Annotated in this window: 15 protein-coding genes; 8 read left to right on the top strand and 7 right to left on the bottom strand. The window is 60.0% G+C overall.

All coding sequences use genetic code 11. The annotated features are described in order from the left end of the window. Position 1 precedes the first annotated feature (1 nt). From ACR3E0_RS08860 to ACR3E0_RS08850, 3 genes are all read left to right on the top strand, one after another. Complete coding sequence (locus tag ACR3E0_RS08860) at positions 2-1,186, top strand: vWA domain-containing protein (protein WP_480478169.1); 1,185 nt, start codon at positions 2-4, stop codon at positions 1,184-1,186. Between the two features lie 109 nt (positions 1,187-1,295). Then, positions 1,296-1,889: an NAD(P)H-dependent oxidoreductase gene (locus ACR3E0_RS08855; RefSeq protein WP_480478167.1), complete on the top strand. Its 594-nt coding sequence runs from the start codon at positions 1,296-1,298 to the stop codon at positions 1,887-1,889. 119 nt (positions 1,890-2,008) lie between these two features. Continuing rightward, positions 2,009-2,695, top strand: coding sequence for a M48 family metallopeptidase (locus ACR3E0_RS08850; RefSeq protein WP_480478165.1), 687 nt, complete (start codon positions 2,009-2,011; stop codon positions 2,693-2,695). A gap of 69 nt (positions 2,696-2,764) precedes the next feature. Here the strand turns inward: ACR3E0_RS08850 and ACR3E0_RS08845 are convergent, their stop codons facing one another. Genes ACR3E0_RS08845 through ACR3E0_RS08825 form a run of 5 tightly spaced genes read right to left on the bottom strand, consistent with a single transcriptional unit; the run spans position 2,765 to position 8,042 of the window. After that, positions 2,765-3,307: an RSP_2648 family PIN domain-containing protein gene (locus tag ACR3E0_RS08845; protein WP_480478163.1), complete on the bottom strand. Its 543-nt coding sequence runs from the start codon at positions 3,305-3,307 to the stop codon at positions 2,765-2,767. Next, positions 3,304-4,512 (bottom strand): RSP_2647 family RNA methyltransferase, encoded by a 1,209-nt coding sequence (locus ACR3E0_RS08840; RefSeq protein WP_480478161.1) that lies wholly within the window; start codon positions 4,510-4,512, stop codon positions 3,304-3,306. The genes ACR3E0_RS08845 and ACR3E0_RS08840 overlap by 4 nt, the downstream gene beginning before the upstream one ends. A 45-nt stretch (positions 4,513-4,557) precedes the next feature. Beyond that, positions 4,558-4,830 carry a hypothetical protein gene (locus ACR3E0_RS08835; RefSeq protein WP_480478159.1) on the bottom strand — a complete coding sequence of 91 codons (273 nt, stop codon included), beginning with the start codon at positions 4,828-4,830 and terminating at the stop codon, positions 4,558-4,560. Then, positions 4,814-7,609 carry a [protein-PII] uridylyltransferase family protein gene (locus ACR3E0_RS08830; protein WP_480478157.1) on the bottom strand — a complete coding sequence of 932 codons (2,796 nt, stop codon included), beginning with the start codon at positions 7,607-7,609 and terminating at the stop codon, positions 4,814-4,816. Before ACR3E0_RS08830 ends, ACR3E0_RS08835 begins: the two co-directional genes overlap by 17 nt. A 49-nt stretch (positions 7,610-7,658) precedes the next feature. Further along, entirely contained in the window at positions 7,659-8,042 is a 384-nt protein-coding gene (locus ACR3E0_RS08825; protein ID WP_480478155.1) for a DUF4440 domain-containing protein, read from the bottom strand. A gap of 147 nt (positions 8,043-8,189) precedes the next feature. On the opposite strand from ACR3E0_RS08825, the gene ACR3E0_RS08820 reads away from it, so the two are divergent. From ACR3E0_RS08820 to ACR3E0_RS08800, 5 genes are all read left to right on the top strand, one after another. Further along, positions 8,190-8,612, top strand: a complete 423-nt coding sequence (locus ACR3E0_RS08820) for a DUF2852 domain-containing protein (protein WP_480478153.1) — start codon at positions 8,190-8,192, stop codon at positions 8,610-8,612. Between the two features lie 66 nt (positions 8,613-8,678). Beyond that, positions 8,679-9,110 carry an RDD family protein gene (locus ACR3E0_RS08815; protein ID WP_480478151.1) on the top strand — a complete coding sequence of 144 codons (432 nt, stop codon included), beginning with the start codon at positions 8,679-8,681 and terminating at the stop codon, positions 9,108-9,110. A 76-nt stretch (positions 9,111-9,186) separates the two neighbouring features. Next, on the top strand, positions 9,187-10,011 hold the full coding sequence (locus ACR3E0_RS08810) for an arginyltransferase (RefSeq protein ID WP_480478149.1): 825 nt from the start codon (positions 9,187-9,189) through the stop codon (positions 10,009-10,011). A gap of 5 nt (positions 10,012-10,016) precedes the next feature. After that, positions 10,017-10,424, top strand: a complete 408-nt coding sequence (locus ACR3E0_RS08805; protein ID WP_480478147.1) for a VOC family protein — start codon at positions 10,017-10,019, stop codon at positions 10,422-10,424. 258 nt (positions 10,425-10,682) lie between these two features. Continuing rightward, entirely contained in the window at positions 10,683-12,041 is a 1,359-nt protein-coding gene (locus tag ACR3E0_RS08800; protein ID WP_480478145.1) for a dicarboxylate/amino acid:cation symporter, read from the top strand. Between the two features lie 56 nt (positions 12,042-12,097). On the opposite strand, the gene ACR3E0_RS08795 is transcribed toward ACR3E0_RS08800, so the two are convergent. Together ACR3E0_RS08795 and ACR3E0_RS08790 are read right to left on the bottom strand one after the other, a co-directional pair. Next, complete coding sequence (locus ACR3E0_RS08795) at positions 12,098-14,452, bottom strand: TRAP transporter large permease (RefSeq protein ID WP_480478143.1); 2,355 nt, start codon at positions 14,450-14,452, stop codon at positions 12,098-12,100. Positions 14,453-14,469: 17 nt separating this feature from the next. After that, the gene (locus ACR3E0_RS08790) at positions 14,470-15,396 is read right to left on the bottom strand and encodes a TRAP transporter small permease subunit (RefSeq protein ID WP_480480993.1); all 927 of its coding nucleotides are present in this window, start codon (positions 15,394-15,396) and stop codon (positions 14,470-14,472) included. Positions 15,397-15,454: the final 58 nt, after the last annotated feature.

The following is a 15,454-nucleotide window of genomic DNA, read 5'->3' as shown; positions in this document are numbered from 1 at the left end:
GATGTTTCTGCCCTTCTTCGATACCCTTCGCAAAGCGGGCATCCCGGTATCGCTGCGCGAGTACCTGACCTTTCTGGAGGGCATGAAGAAGGGTCTTGCAACCTACGATGTCGAGGCGTTCTACTATCTCGCGCGCGTGTCGATGGTGAAGGATGAGCGCAATATCGACAAGTTCGACCGCGCCTTTGCCGCCAGTTTTGAAGGGCTGGATGAGATCAGCTTTGATCAGGTGCTCGAGGCAGTCGATATCCCCGCCGACTGGCTTGCCAAAATGGCCGAAAAGCACCTGTCTGACGCCGAAAAGGCCGAGATCGAAGCGCTGGGTGGTTTCGAGAAACTGATGGAGACGCTGCGCGAGCGTCTGGCCGAACAGCAGGGTCGCCATCAGGGGGGCAACAAGTGGATCGGCACCGCCGGCACCTCGCCGTTCGGGGCCTATGGTTATAATCCCGAAGGTGTGCGCATCGGCCAAAAGGAAAGCCGCCATCAGCGCGCGGTGAAAGTCTGGGACAAGCGTGAATTCAGGAATCTGGACGACACAGTCGAGCTCGGGACGCGCAACATCAAGGTCGCCCTGAAGCGTTTGCGCCGGTGGGCCCGAGAGGGTGCGGCGGAAGAGCTCGATCTGGACGGGACCATCCGCGCAACGGCCGAGCATGGCTATCTTGACGTCAAAACCCGCCCCGAGCGGCACAATGCGGTCAAGGTGCTGCTGTTTCTGGATGTGGGCGGCTCGATGGACCCGCATATCAAGGTGGTCGAAGAGTTGTTCTCGGCCGCGCGCACCGAGTTCAAACACCTGGAATACTACTACTTCCACAATTGCCTCTACGAAGGCGTTTGGCGCGACAACCGCCGCCGCTGGGACCAGCAGACCCCAACGCATGAGGTGCTGCGCACCTATGGCGGCGACTACAAGTGCATCTTCGTCGGCGACGCCTCGATGAGCCCCTACGAAATCGCCTATCCCGGAGGCGCCAATGAGCATTGGAATCAAGAGGCCGGACAGGTCTGGCTGAACCGGGCGCGGGAGCAATGGGCATCGAACTTGTGGATCAACCCCGTTCCGGAAAAATACTGGGGCTACACCCATTCCATCGGCATGATTCAGGAGATATTCGAGAACCGTATGGTTCCGATGACGCTGGCCGGTTTGGAGCAGGGTATGCGGGAACTGACGCGGTAACGCGTGCCCCTCGCTCATCTCGATCACGTGTCGCATTTACTTCTTGACCTCAAGCTAGGTTGAGCTTTCACAGTGCCAAGTTGACCAACCACTGTCGTAGAGCTCCCACATGCACGTCCTAACAGTTCTCGATCACCCGGACCCAAACGCGTTCACCGCTGCGAGTGCCGCGCAGTTCATCGAAGGGGCCAAGGCGGCTGGCCACACCACCGAGCTTGCAGATTTGCATGCCGAAGGGTTTGATCCGCGCTGGTCAATGGCGGATATAGAAGGCGACGCAAATGCGACAGCGCCGGGTGACATAGCGGCCGAGCAGGCCCGGATCGCGCGCGCCGATGCCATCTGCCTCGCGTTTCCCTTATTCTGGTGGGGTATGCCTTCGATGATGAAGGGTTGGGTGGATCGTGTGTGGACGTGGGGTTGGGCCTATGACCAGTTGGACGATCCGGAAAAATCGCTGCAAAAACCGCGATCAGGGGTTTTGCTCGTCCCGGCCGGGGCGCGATCGGATGAAATGAAAGCCGATGGATACCATGATGCGCTTGAAATCATGTGGACCAAGGGTACATTCGGCTACTTCGGGCTCTCCCCTCGGAAAATCGAGGTCCTCCACGGAGCGACCGGATCGGCAAAACGGCGACAGGCGCTATTGGACAGAAGTTATGACATCGGGTTTACTCTGCCATTTCCGGGACAGGGCTAATAATGACAGCCGGGCCGAAACCAAATGGCAACCGACACCATCTGGTCGCCGGACGCAGCCTTTCAGCAATACGCAACTTTCCATTTGCTCTTGGCGCACGGCGATCCCATATCTAAACCATGCTGCGTCTGACCCCGATCCTGCTGGCCATTGCCTACGCCTTCGTGATGTACCGGATTTCCGTCTGGCGCACGCATCGCGAGCTGGATGCCAAATCCACCGAGTTGGCGGATCCGGCGCTGAAACGGATGACGGATCGGCTGGCGGCGGCGCTCGAAGTGTCGCGGGTGCCGGTCTATATCTATGAAATCGATCCGGTGAACGGTTTGGCCGCGCCGGACGGGCGCATCTTCATCACGCGCGGCTTCTATCGCAAATTCCGCAATGGCGAGGTTTCAGCCGAGGAAATGGCCAGCGTCATCGCGCATGAGCTGGGGCATGTCGCCTTGGGTCATGCCCGACGCCGGATGATCGACTTTTCCGGACAGAATGCCATGCGGACCGCCCTGATCATGGTACTGAACCGGTTCATTCCGTTTGTCGGCGCCATCATCGCCAATGCGCTGACCTCGCTTTTGGCCTCGCGCCTTTCGCGCGCGGATGAGTATGAGGCGGACGAATATGCCGCCGCCCTGCTGACCAAGGCGGGGATCGGGATCGGGCCCCAGAAATCCCTGTTTCACAAGCTCGAAGACCTGACCCAGCAGCGCGCGGGGATGGTGCCCGCCTGGCTGATGAGCCACCCCAAGACGGATGAGCGCATTGCCGCGCTCGAAGTGCTTGAACAGCGTTGGGCGGGTGGCTGATTACAGCGCAGCGAGAGGCCAGCCTCTCGCGCTCTCCGAGGTATTTTGAGCCAGATGAAAGGGATCCCGTTACTGGGAGAGCGCTTTTCCCAGGCGCGGCAGGCGCGCTTTTTTCATCAGGGCGCGTATCGTCCATTCAGACCCCGATAAGCTGTTGGCTTTGGACAGAACACGGGCTGCGACATCACCCATACCCGTTGCATCGTTCAACCAGATAGAATGCAAGAGGCTGTCAGGGTCGCGGCGGTCCAGACCTTCCTCTGCCAGAATGTTTTTCGGGAAGTCCTTGGCATTGAGGGTAACGATCAGATCTGCCGAACTCGCGATGGCCGTGGCCAGAACATGGATGTCGGCGCTGTCGGGCAGCCACAGGCGTTGCTCCAGACCCGGTGTCGGTGCGCGCTCAGCCTCCGGCCAGTTGGCTTGGGTCAGGGCGATCTCGGCGCGGGCTTGTGCCTCGCCCTGGGGCCCCAGCTTGCGGGCGGCGCGGGCCCATTCTTCGAGGATGCGGGCCGACCAGATGGGGGTGAAATGACCCAGGCGGGCCGCGCCCAGCAGCATTTCTCGCATCACCGTGGGGTAGATGACGCAGGTATCCAGAACCGCTTTCACAGGCGATAGAACACGGCTTTGAGATATCCGCTCTCGGCCAGCTGTGGCAGTTGCGGGTGGTCAGGGCCGGCAAAGCCGGTATGGATCAGTTGAGCCTGCCGCCCGGCACGCCCTATGCCGCGGGACGAGGCCTCTCGGAATCGCCCCAGATCCGCCGCGTGGGAGCATGAACACAACCCCAGATATCCGCCCGGTTTGACCAATGGCGCCGCCAGACGGGCAATGCGTTCATAGGCGCGCAGCCCGGCATCCAAAGCCTGTCTGGATGGCGCGAAAGCGGGCGGATCGCAGATGACAACGTCGAAGCTCGCCCCCTCTTCGGCCAATTGCGTCAGGACCTCGAATGCATCCCCCTGCCGGGTCTGGAACCGATCCGCACACCCCGAGGCCTCGGCGCCTTTCGCGGCCAGCGCCAGGGCAACCGCCGATCCGTCGACGGCCAGCGCCTGTGCCGCGCCGCCCGCCAGCATGGCCAACCCAAACCCGCCCACATGGCTGAAGACGTCCAGCACCTGCGCGTCCGGATGTACCAGCCGCGCGGCAAAGGCATGATTGGCGCGCTGGTCGTAAAATAAACCGGTCTTTTGCCCCTCGGTGAGGTCTGCCATGTAGGTCGCGCCATTCATAGGCACCGGCAACGGTGCATCCGGTGCGGTTCCGCGCAGTGTCAGGTTGACGTCGTCCAGACCCTCAAGCCCGCGGGTGCGGCCCGATGCATTCTTGAGGACGGTCGTGGCACCTGTGACGGCCACCAGTGCCTCCGTCAACACCTCGAGATGCGTTTCGGCCCAGGCCGCATTGGGCTGAATCACACAGACGTCGCCAAAGCGATCGACAATGACACCGGGAAATCCGTCCGCCTCGGCATGGACGAGACGGTAATAGGGCGCGTCATACAGTTGCGCGCGCATCTCAAGCGCGCGTTGCAGGCGGGATTCGAACCAATCTGGGCTCAGGTCGGCGCCCAGATCGCGATCCAGCACCCGGCACATGATCTTGGAGACCGGATTGACCGCCACCAGTGCGATGGGCGCGCGGTTGTCATCCTCCAGCACCGCCAGCGCGCCAGGCGCAAGTTTCCGGGTGCGGCGGTCGGCGACAATGTCGTTGGCATAGACCCACGGGAACCCGTGCCGCAGGCTGCGCGCGTTGGCTTTGGGTTTAAGGCGGATGCGAGGGCGGTCAGTTTGGGCAGTTTGGGTCATGACGCCCTCTTAATCGCCAAGCCGGGGATGGGAAAGCCCCGACGGCTATCGGTCGCGGGCGCGCCATCCGCCGCGCCGTTTCGGGGCTTGTGCCGACTGCAGCCCCGCGGCCAGAACATGGGTCATCGGGTGATCTGCATCCTGCGCGGAATAGGCGTCATGCAGGTCTGTCAGGGCCTGTTTCTGATCCAAGCCTTCGGGCAGGCTGAGCGCCCAATCCAGAAAGATGCTGCGGCATTCGGGCAAGGCGATTCCATCAATGCGATAAGCTTCGCGGATCAACCCTTTAGGGTCGTTGGGATCAGTGCTGCGTGCCATCGTCGCCCTCCTTGATTACGCCGCCGATCAGTGCAGCAGCGGCCGTGTAACTGTCCTGCAACGCGGCCTGCAACTGGTCGACCTGTTCAAAACCTGTCGCCCGGCACAGAAACGCCGCGCCGCCCTCGCCGATCTTGTCGGCCTCGATCACTTTGCCGGACAGCAGACGAGCCGCGCATTGCACTGACCAGCATAGGTCATAGCTGTCTTTGAGCGTTTGTGCCTGCGCGACATTCAGCAGTCCGGCAGCGACGGCCCCGTCGAGACCCGAATGCACATCGCGTTGTGCTGCACCTGACACCAGCGCCCCGGTCTCGGCCATCAGTTCGATATCCATCAGGCGCCCGGCACCATTCTTGGCGTCCCATATCCCGGCGGGCGATTTGGCCGCCGCCAGTCGCGTGCGCATCTCGGCGACTTCGTGCAGGACTTTTTCAGGATCGCGCGGGCGCGACAGGAATTCGGCGCGAAAGTGCTCGATATCTTCGGCCAGACCGGCGTCCCCTGCCACCACATGGGCGCGGGTCAGGGCAAGGTGTTCCCAGACCCAGGCCTCATTCTGCTGATAATTGGTGAAACTCGCCCAGCTTGTCGCGACCGGGCCCTGATTGCCGGACGGGCGCAGCCGCATATCGACTTCGTATAGCCGCCCCTGAGACATCGGCGCTGATAGCGCGGTGATGAGTGCTTGGGTGAAACGGGCGTAATAGGTTCGGGTGGCCAGAGGCCTCGGGCCTTCCGACATATCCTGATCCTGCGGATCGTAGATCACGATCATGTCCAGATCGGATTGCGAGTTGATCCGCCCTGCCCCCATGGAGCCCATCCCCAGAACAGCCGCCCCGCGTCCCGGCGCCGGCCCGTGCTTGTGGGCGAAATTGGCAGCGACGTGCGGGAAGATTGCGGCGATGACCGCCCGCGCCAGTTCCGCATATTGACGTCCGGCCTGCGCGCCGTCGATCAGCCCGCGCAAATGGTGAACACCGACGCGAAAGTGCCATTCCTTGCACCACCGGCGCGCGTAATCGAGTTGGGTTTCATAATCGGGTTCCGCAGACAGCGCCTGCGAAAGCTCGGATTGAAGGGCCGCCTGCCCCGGCCAATCGGCAAAGAAACTGCCGCCGATCACCGCATCAAACACCAGTGCATTGCGCGACAGGTGCGAGGCCAGCGCGTGCGATGTGCCGACAATGTCGATCAGCAGGTCGATCAGTTGGGGATTGGCCTCGAACAGGGAAAACAGCTGTACCCCCGCAGGCAGCCCGGCCAGAAAGCCGTCCAGGGCCAGCAGCGCCTCTTCGGGCTGGGCGGTTTTGGCGAGGCGCGCCAGAATTTCGGGTTTGAGGCGGTCGAATATCCGTCTGCCGCGTTGCGAGCGCAGGGCGGGATAGGTTGTCCAGCGGGCGAGGATACTCTGGTCGAAGTCAACCTCTTGCGCCTGACCCGGCGGGGTCGCATGGCCGGGCGCAAAGAATCCTTCGGTCAGGTCATGCACCTCGGTCAGACGATGTGTCAGTTCGCGTGTCAGCTCGGCACTGCCAAGGCCCATCAGGCAGGCGATACGTTCGATTCCGTCCTCGGATTGCGGCACTTTGTGGGTCTGCGCGTCATGCACCATCTGGATGCGATGCTCGACCTCGCGATGGGCACGGTAGTGATCGGTGAGCTTGGTTGTGACGTCTTCGGGTACCCAACCCTTGGCGGCCAGCGCCGATAGACCCGCAACGGTGCCGCGCACCCGCAAATCAGGATCACGCCCCCCCGCGATCAACTGCCGGGTCTGCGTGAAGAACTCGATCTCGCGAATGCCGCCCCGCCCCAGTTTCATGTCATGACCGGGGATGGTGATCGGCCCGCCCGTCCCCTTGGTCTCGCGGATGCGCAGGCGCATGTCATGCGCGTCCTGAATCGCGGCAAAATCCAGATGACGTCGCCAGATAAACGGGCGCAATGCCTCGAGAAACCGATGGCCGGCCGCGATATCGCCGGCACAGGGGCGTGCCTTGATATAGGCGGCGCGCTCCCAGGTGCGGCCCAGGCTTTCATAGTATCGCTCGGCGGCTTCCATCGCGATGCAGACCGGTGTGACCGCCGGGTCGGGGCGCAGACGCAGATCGGTCCGAAAGACATATCCGTCGGCGGTTTTGTCGCTGAGCGTACTGCAAAAATTCCGCGTGGCGCGCACCATACCGTGCCGCGCCTCGTAGAAGTCATCGGGGTCGAAACGTGTCTCGTCAAACAGAACGATCAGATCGATATCCGAGCTGTAATTCAACTCATGCGCACCCATCTTGCCCATGGCGAGCACCACCATTCCGGCAGCCGTTTCGACATCCTCCTCGGTCATGCCAGGCAGTTTACCGCGGCGCACCAAGGCCGCGATCTCTGCCTTGGCCGCCAGATCGACGGCCAGCCCGCCAAAATCCGTCAGCGCAGCGGTCACTTTCTCAAGGGGCCAGGCGCCGGCCAGATCGGCCAGCGCTGTCAGCAGTGCCACGCGCCGCTTGGCTTGTCGCAAGCCCGGTTTCAACTGATCCGGCGGCAGTTCCCGCGCGGCGGCCATAACCTTGGTCAGCGCCACATCGGGGTGGTGCAAGGCGGCCGGCAGCCACGCGGCCTCTTGCTCGATAAGTCCTTTGAGATACGGACTGGACCCTGCCGCTCCGGCAATCAGTTCGGCGTGCTCTGACGACAGATCCGGCACCATCTCGCGCGCCTCGGCCCCAAGAGCGGGGTCGAACGCGCGTGGCAGGCGGGCAATGGTCAGGGCATCGATCATGGGGGCAACCTGCGCATTGGTGCGCCGTGGCGTCAATGGGTCATTCCAGTCAACCCGCCTCGAGCGGTGTGTCCTGACTGAAACTGTTGACCCAGACCTCATGCCGTCGTTCCCAGAGCGACGAAATCAGCATCGCCTCCCAATCCGCGGCACCGGGCCTTTGATAGTCAGCGCGGTAAGACAGCAGGATAATGTCGGGCGTCAGGACCCTCAACCTGGCGTCGCTCAGTTCGAACCGTGCCATTGTTGGCGCGTCTGCGAACTGGCCCACATGGTCATCCCGGTTGGCGAAGCCCGACGGGTAGACGCCCAGAAAATCCGGGCTCAGCAAGGCGCGGTCTGCTTGCGCGTTTCCGTCAACAAGTGCCGCCCAAACCTGCTTTTCCAAATCGAGCATTTCTTCGAGCGTTGGAGCGGCGTGTTTTTCAGTCATATTCATGCGTGAAATCTGCGTTTGATCCGGTTCAAGGTCAACCATCTCAGAAAATGTAAATCTTTTTCACATCCCCCTCTTGCAACATACGGGCGGACCCCCATCTAGACAATGTGAAAGGAATTTACATCAACCTGGAGAGCCCACATGACCGCACTGTCCAACCCCGCAGTTCCCCAGAACCCTGGATGGTTCTACCGCGCCGAAGCCTGGCTGGACGACAAGGGCAAAGGCGCGTGGATCGCCGCCATGGTCCTTGGTTTCATCTTCTTATGGCCCATCGGTCTCGCCTTTCTGGCCTACATGATCTGGAGTAAACGCATGTTCAGCAAGTCCTGCAGCCGCCGCAAATCGTGGCAGAGCCACATGAGCGCAATGAAGCCGTCGGGCAACAGCGCGTTTGATGCTTACAAGGCCGACACTCTGGCACGTCTTGAGCGTGAACAGCAGGACTTCGAAGCCTTCCTGCACCGCCTGCGCGAGGCCAAGGACAAGGCAGAGTTCGACCAGTTCATGGATGACCGCGCCCGCGAGAACACAGACGAAGATGACAAAGGCGAATCCGCCTGATGCCACTTGCCCTGTCCCGGCTTTTCGGGACAGGGTAACGCGACCTTTTTAGCCGGACACTCAGACATGACTCATTTGCCCGATCCCGATCGCCAACCCGAATTCTATCAGTCGGTGGCGACCAAGCGCTTTGTCGCATGGCTGTTCGATATTGCCTTTATCTCGCTGCTCTGCACGGTGGCGATCCTGTTTACGCTTGGATTTGGGTTTCTCATCCTGGCCCTGATTTACGCGATCATCAGCTTTGTCTACCGGGTGGTGACCATCTCGAGCGGCTCGGCCACGCTGGGCATGCGGTTCATGGGAATTGAACTGCGCGACTCCTTTGGTGAGAAACTGGATACCGGCAAAGCCGTCGCCCATACCGCAGGGTATTTCATCAGCATGGCGTTTCCGGTGATTCAGATCGTCTCGGTGATCATGATGCTGACCAGCGCCCGGTGCCAGGGTCTGACCGACGCCTTCCTTGGCACGGTCATGATCAACCGGCGCGCGTGATTTGATCCCCGGGTTAATCACTTGGCGGCTCTGAAAACCGTTGCTATCATCCGGTCCTAGGCTACATGGGACCTTCATGCGACACACGCTGCCAATTGCGCCACAGTTTTATGTGACGGCACCCCAGCCCTGCCCTTACCTAGAGGGCAGGATGGAGCGCAAATTGTTCACCGCCCTGCAGGGCGAAGGCGCGGATCAGCTCAACAACTCCTTGTCCCAACAGGGATTTCGCCGGTCTCAGAACGTTCTGTACCGCCCGTCCTGTACCGATTGTGCGGCCTGCCTGTCGGCCCGGATCGATGTCTCGGCCTTCCGCCCGAGCAAAAGCCAGAAACGCGCGGCCAGACGCAATGGCTATCTGCAACGCCGGGCCACCTCGCCCTGGGCGACCGACGAGCAATACGATCTGTTCCGTGACTATCTCGACTCGCGCCACGCCGATGGCGGCATGGCCGATATGGATGTGTTTGAATTTGCCGCGATGATCGAAGAAACCCCGATCCGCAGCCGGGTCGTCGAATATGCGGACCCCAAAAGCGGCGAACTGATCGCCGTCAGCCTGACAGATGTTCTCGATGACGGGCTGAGCATGGTCTATTCGTTCTACGACCCGCAGCAGCCCCAAAACTCGCTGGGGACATACATGATCCTAGATCATATCGAGATCGCGCGCGAGGCTGGCCTGCCGTATGTGTATCTGGGGTACTGGGTGCCCGGCAGCCCCAAAATGGGATACAAGGCCAAGTTTGCGGGGCTTGAGGCCTACGTTCAGGGCGCGTGGCAGAAAGTGGGCGATCCGTCCGCATTCACGGATACCGCGCATCACCCCCTGTCATCCGCTCCGATCGCGGAACAGGTGGCCAGCATCCAACTGCCCGATCGTCACCCCACCAAAGGTTGACCCGCATGCATCAGAGCCTTCATGCCGTCACCCTTGTGGTGCCGGACTACGATGAAGCCATCGCGTTTTACACCGGCACGTTGAGCTTTGACCTCACACAGGACATTGATCTTGGCGGCGGCAAGCGCTGGGTTCTGGTTACGCCGCCGGGATCGAGCGGCGGGGCGCTTTTGCTGGCCAAGGCGGACGGGTCCGATCAAGTGGCAGCTATCGGCAACCAAACCGGTGGGCGCGTCGGCTTTTTCCTGCAAACCGACAATTTCGACCGCGACTACGCCAACATGCGGGCAATGGGCGTTGAGTTTGAAGAAGAGCCGCGGCACGAACCCTATGGCTCTGTCGCCGTTTGGCGCGATCCGTTTGGAAACAGGTGGGACCTGATCCAATTCGCAAAACCCTCCAAGGGTTTGTAATTCAAAGGTTTTCAATATCAAGCTTAAATGCGACGACAGCAGATTGCCCTCATCTGCCCATTTTTTTGGCAAGATCCAAATCGAGTGATTATTTTCTTAGCAGTTGAAAACTGACTTTGCGTCACCAATTACCCCTGAACCCGTGCACAAGAGCGCGTGTTTGGATTGAGACGGCCAGTATCGCTGGGCATCACTGACTTAACGATTTCGGCATCAGGGTCCCGTCCTGATGGTTTGAGTTATTTTGGGGGAATACGAATGAAACATGCAATGCACAGATTGCTGTCCGCACATCTGACGACCCAGATTCTGACAGCGCTGGCCTTGGGATCGGTTCTCGGCCTTGTATTGAACTATCTGGACATTCCGCTGTTGCAGGACAATCTGGTGGACGGGCTGTTCGCCATGATCGGACAGATGTTCCTGAACGCCCTTCAGATGCTGGTGGTTCCATTGGTTGTCTTCTCGCTGCTCTGCGGGGTGGTCGGCATCGGCGACATCAAAGTGCTGGGGCGCGTCGGCGGCCTGACCTTTGTCACCTATCTGGCGACGACCGCTCTGGCCGTGACCACGGCGCTGGTTTTTGCAAACATCATGGGTCCCGGTTCGGCCTTCGAGAGCATGCAACTGGCAGATCAGACTGTAACCGTCGGGTCCGCTGATACTGCGTGGCAGATTCTGGCCAATATCGTTCCCAAGAACCCGGTACAGGCCCTGGCAAACGGTGAGATGCTGCAGATCATCTTTTACGTCATCGTTGTCGGCATCGCGGTTCTGATGATCGGAAGCCGCGCAAAGGCCTTTGTCCAAGGCTGTGAGTTCATGAATGAACTGGCGATGAAAATCGTTGAGATTGTGATGGCTTTTGCACCGATTGGTGTGTTCTGCCTGATCGCCAGGACATTTGCGATGGAAGGCTTTGACCTGTTTGCCCCGGTGCTTGGGTACCTTGCAACGATCAGCCTGACACTGGTCTTCCATCTCTGCGTCACGCTCATGGTGTTGCTCTATGTTTTCACCGGGCTGAACCCGATGGCGTTTCTCCGCAAAATGCGGTCGGCTCAGGTGTTTGCGTTCTCGACCTCCAGTTCGAATGCGACCATCCCGGCGAGCATGCAATGCGTGACCCAGCGGGTGGGCGTGGACCGCTCGGTCGCCTCCTTCGGCGTTCCTTTGGGCGCCACCATCAATATGGATGGCACGGCAATCATGCATGGCGTCGCCACGGTGTTTCTGGCCAACGCATATGGCATCGACCTTGGCCTGGGCGGGTATCTGACCGTCATCTCCATCTCGGTTCTGGCCTCCATCGGCACTGCAGGCGTTCCGGGTGTCGGCATGGTCATGCTGGCGATGGTGCTGAACCAGTTGGGCATGCCGCTGGACGGTATCGCGATCATTCTGGCCGTTGACCGGATCATCGACATGATGCGGACCGTGGTCAACGTGACCGGAGACGCGGTTGTCACGACGATTGTGGCCGACAAGGTAGGCAAGCTGGATCGCGCCGTTTTCAATGATCCTGACGCCGGCACATGCGATCTGACGCATTTGGAGATCGATCACGAGGCCGAGCGTGAGTTTGCCGAACTGACCCACGCAAAACCCGCGCCATAACCGAAAAAACCGGAGGCCAATCATGGCCTCCGGTGTGTCATCCCAAGCATTCCGGATCAGTTCGGGATCAGATCCGGTACGATGGTCACAATCGTCGGGAAGAACCAGAGAATTGCGATCCCGACCACCTGTATGACCACGAAGGGTATGATCCCTCGGTAGATGTGGCCTGTTGTCACCTCTTTGGGTGCAACGCCCCTGAGATAGAACAAGGCAAATCCAAACGGTGGCGTCAGGAACGAGGTCTGCAGGTTCACCGCCACCATGATCGTCACCCATTTCGGATCGAATGACCCGCCATAGATCACCGGACCAACGATGGGGATCACGATGTAGATGATCTCGAGGAAATCCAGCACAAAGCCCAGAATGAACAACACCAGCATCACGATCAGGAAGACTGTGAACTCGTTGTCGAAGCTCTTGAGGAATTGCTGGATATAGTGCTCGCCCCCGAACGAGATCACTACCAGGTTCAGCAACTGCGACCCGATCAGGATGGTAAACACCATCGAGGTCACTTTGGCCGTCTCGCGAACGACGGGCGTCAGCACTCCGCTCGCGAACAGAATCCAGCAGCCATAGATCAGGCCAAACAAGGCATAGAGGTAGGTCGCGTAGGCAAAAATGAACGCAATCCATGTCTCGGCGGTGACACCTGTCTGATTGACGCGCAGGTCGAAATTCACGCCCAACAACAAACAGATGATGACTGCAAAGGTCGACCAGATGATCACCTTGCCCGACCGGCCCTGATCCTGCAGTTTGCGATAGGCAGCCAACATGATGGCCCCGCCTGCGCCCAGCGCGGCGGCGGGCGTCGGGTTGGTGATACCACCCAGAATCGATCCCAAAACCGCGATGATCAGAACCAGAGGCGGAAAGACCACGCGGATCAGATCGTTTGTCGCACAGCGCGCGGCGGCCTCTTTGCAGCCATAAAGCGCCAGCGCAAATGGAACCGCCAGATACACAAGGGTCCACCCGGACGAAGTTGTGGGCGCGACGAACAGGACATCGACCAGAAGGACCAGCAACAGGCCAATCGCCCCAAGGATCAAGGGCTGCGGTGATCGTGACGGCGCAATACCGCGACCCAGGACAAGTGTCAGGCCCAGCAAGACGACGATGACGGCGACACCGTTCCCGATAGGCGCTGCCCCAGCGATCTTGGCCTCACGCTCTGCCGCGATCTCCTCCTCTGACAAGCGCTGTGCCTGTGCAACACCTCCGGCAGCGTCAATCTCTTCCTGCTCGGCAACGGCCTGGTCCCAGGCGGCTTGTCCGTGCAGGTCAATCATCGAGGCCTGGCATTCTTCGGACACGTTGGTGCGCAGGGATGCGCCCTGACCCACATCCGAAAATCCGGATACCGAAACGTTCTGACTGCCGATTACCCCGGCGCTGCCCAGAAGGACTGCGCCAACGATCAGTGCAACAGGCGCGCCGAGCAGCCAGGTCAGACCCTCGGAGCGCGTGATCGTCTCGCCGGAGCCACCAGCCAGTTCCACAGCCGGCGCCTTTTCGGGATTGAGCAGCGCATATCCGAACGCATAGAGCGCATAGAGCAGCGCCAGCATGATCCCGGGCAACAAGGCCGCCTGAAACAAGGTTCCGACGGAGACAACCGCGGGCTCCCCAAGATACGTCAGGGCATCGGTGCAGCCAGCCGTTACCGCGCGGGTCTCCTGCGCCGTCGAATAGAGATCGCCAGCCAGCGTCCCCAGCAGAACGATCACGATTGACGGCGGGATGATCTGGCCCAGGGTACCTGACGCAGCAATCACGCCCGTTGCCAGTTCCGGTGAATAGTTGTTCCGCAACATGGTCGGCAAAGCCAGCAGGCCCATCGTCACCACAGTCGCGCCGACGATACCGGTCGAGGCGGCCAGAAAGGCGCCCACAACCACGATGGAAACGGCCAGACCGCCGGGCAGCGGGCCAAAGACGCGCGCCATTGTGGTCAGCAGATCGTTTGCGATCTTGGACCGCTCCAGCGTGATGCCCATCAGAACGAACATCAACACCGCCAACAGGGTTTCGATGGATTGCCCGGCCAGAACCCGCTCGTTCATCCGGTTCACGATAAAGGAAACGTTCCGGTCCAGCGCGGTTTCCCAACCCGAAGGGAACACAGGCTCGCCGATCCTTGGTAAATCCGGGTATCGGAAGACAGAGATCGTGTCGGGTTTGACCCCCGTCGCGACCAGATCGCGATACACTTGCGAGCTGGTATCGATTGCCTGATGGATCAGCAGCCCGGCGCTGTCCAGCGCGGCGATGATCCCAAAGGAAATGACCCCGGCCCCACCGATGGCAAAGGCCACCGGAAAGCCGGACAGGATGCCTCCGAAAAGGCAAAAGAATACGATAATGAGGCCTATCTCGACGCCATCAAGTCCGAATAGCATAGTCTGAGTCTCCGTCCTTAATGTGCGCCTTCGTAGGCTTCTTCACCCTCGCCAAGGCTATCCTTGTCGAGGTATTTTCCAGTGCTTTCGGGGCCCTCCACGTATTCCAGATACGAGCGATACAGGAACGCAATCGCGTGCAGGAACACCATGCCGGCAAAGGCGACCAGCAGGATTTTGAACAGGAAATAGGCGTTGAATCCGTTGGGGCTGAACCCGATGGTTTCCACGTTCCAGCGCAGCGCACGCGACTTGGCGATCAGCCGGTCCAGGGTATCGCTGGCCGAAGGTTTCGGCACGATCAGGTGCCGCCACATGAAATACCAGCCATACATCCAGGTCAGCACCGCCATGGGCATCATGAACAGGACCGCGCCCAGCATATCCACGACGCGCTTGGCCCGATGGCTGATGCCGGCATAGATCAGGTCAACGCGAACGTGACCGCCCTGCACAAACGTGTAGGTGCAGCACAGGCAGACAACCATGGCGTTATAGAGCTTCAGTTCTTCCGCATACCAGCTGATGTCCATCTGGAACGGAATACCCATACCAAAGGCCATATCCGGACGGGCAAACACCCGTTGCATGAACACGATCACGATCTGCTGGATCACCATCAAAAGACCTGCCCAGGCAAAGAACCGCCCGGTCGTGTTGGCGAACCCTTCCAATCCCCGCACCATGCCCCACATGAAGTTCCGGTAATAGAGACCGATGGCGGTCAGAACCAGAAACAGGGCAAAGATCACAAAGAAGAATTCGACCGATCCGCCATAATAGACAAAGCGCATGATTGCTTCGTTGTCCGACCAGTTCAGCCAGAGCTGCGGATGCGTGATGGCGTATCCGAAATTGTAGAAGGCTTCGGCAATGTTCTGAACGAACCAGACCAGTCCGTTCCACAGGGCGCCGAAGAACGAGATACCGTTTTCGTCCTGCATGTTGTCCCCAGGTCGCATCAGTTGCACTGCTGATTATAGCGGCTTAAAGCGACCGCGC

The sequence above is a fragment of the Ruegeria sp. AJ12 genome (assembly GCF_056536245.1).
This window is presented reverse-complemented; position numbering and strand designations above follow the sequence as displayed.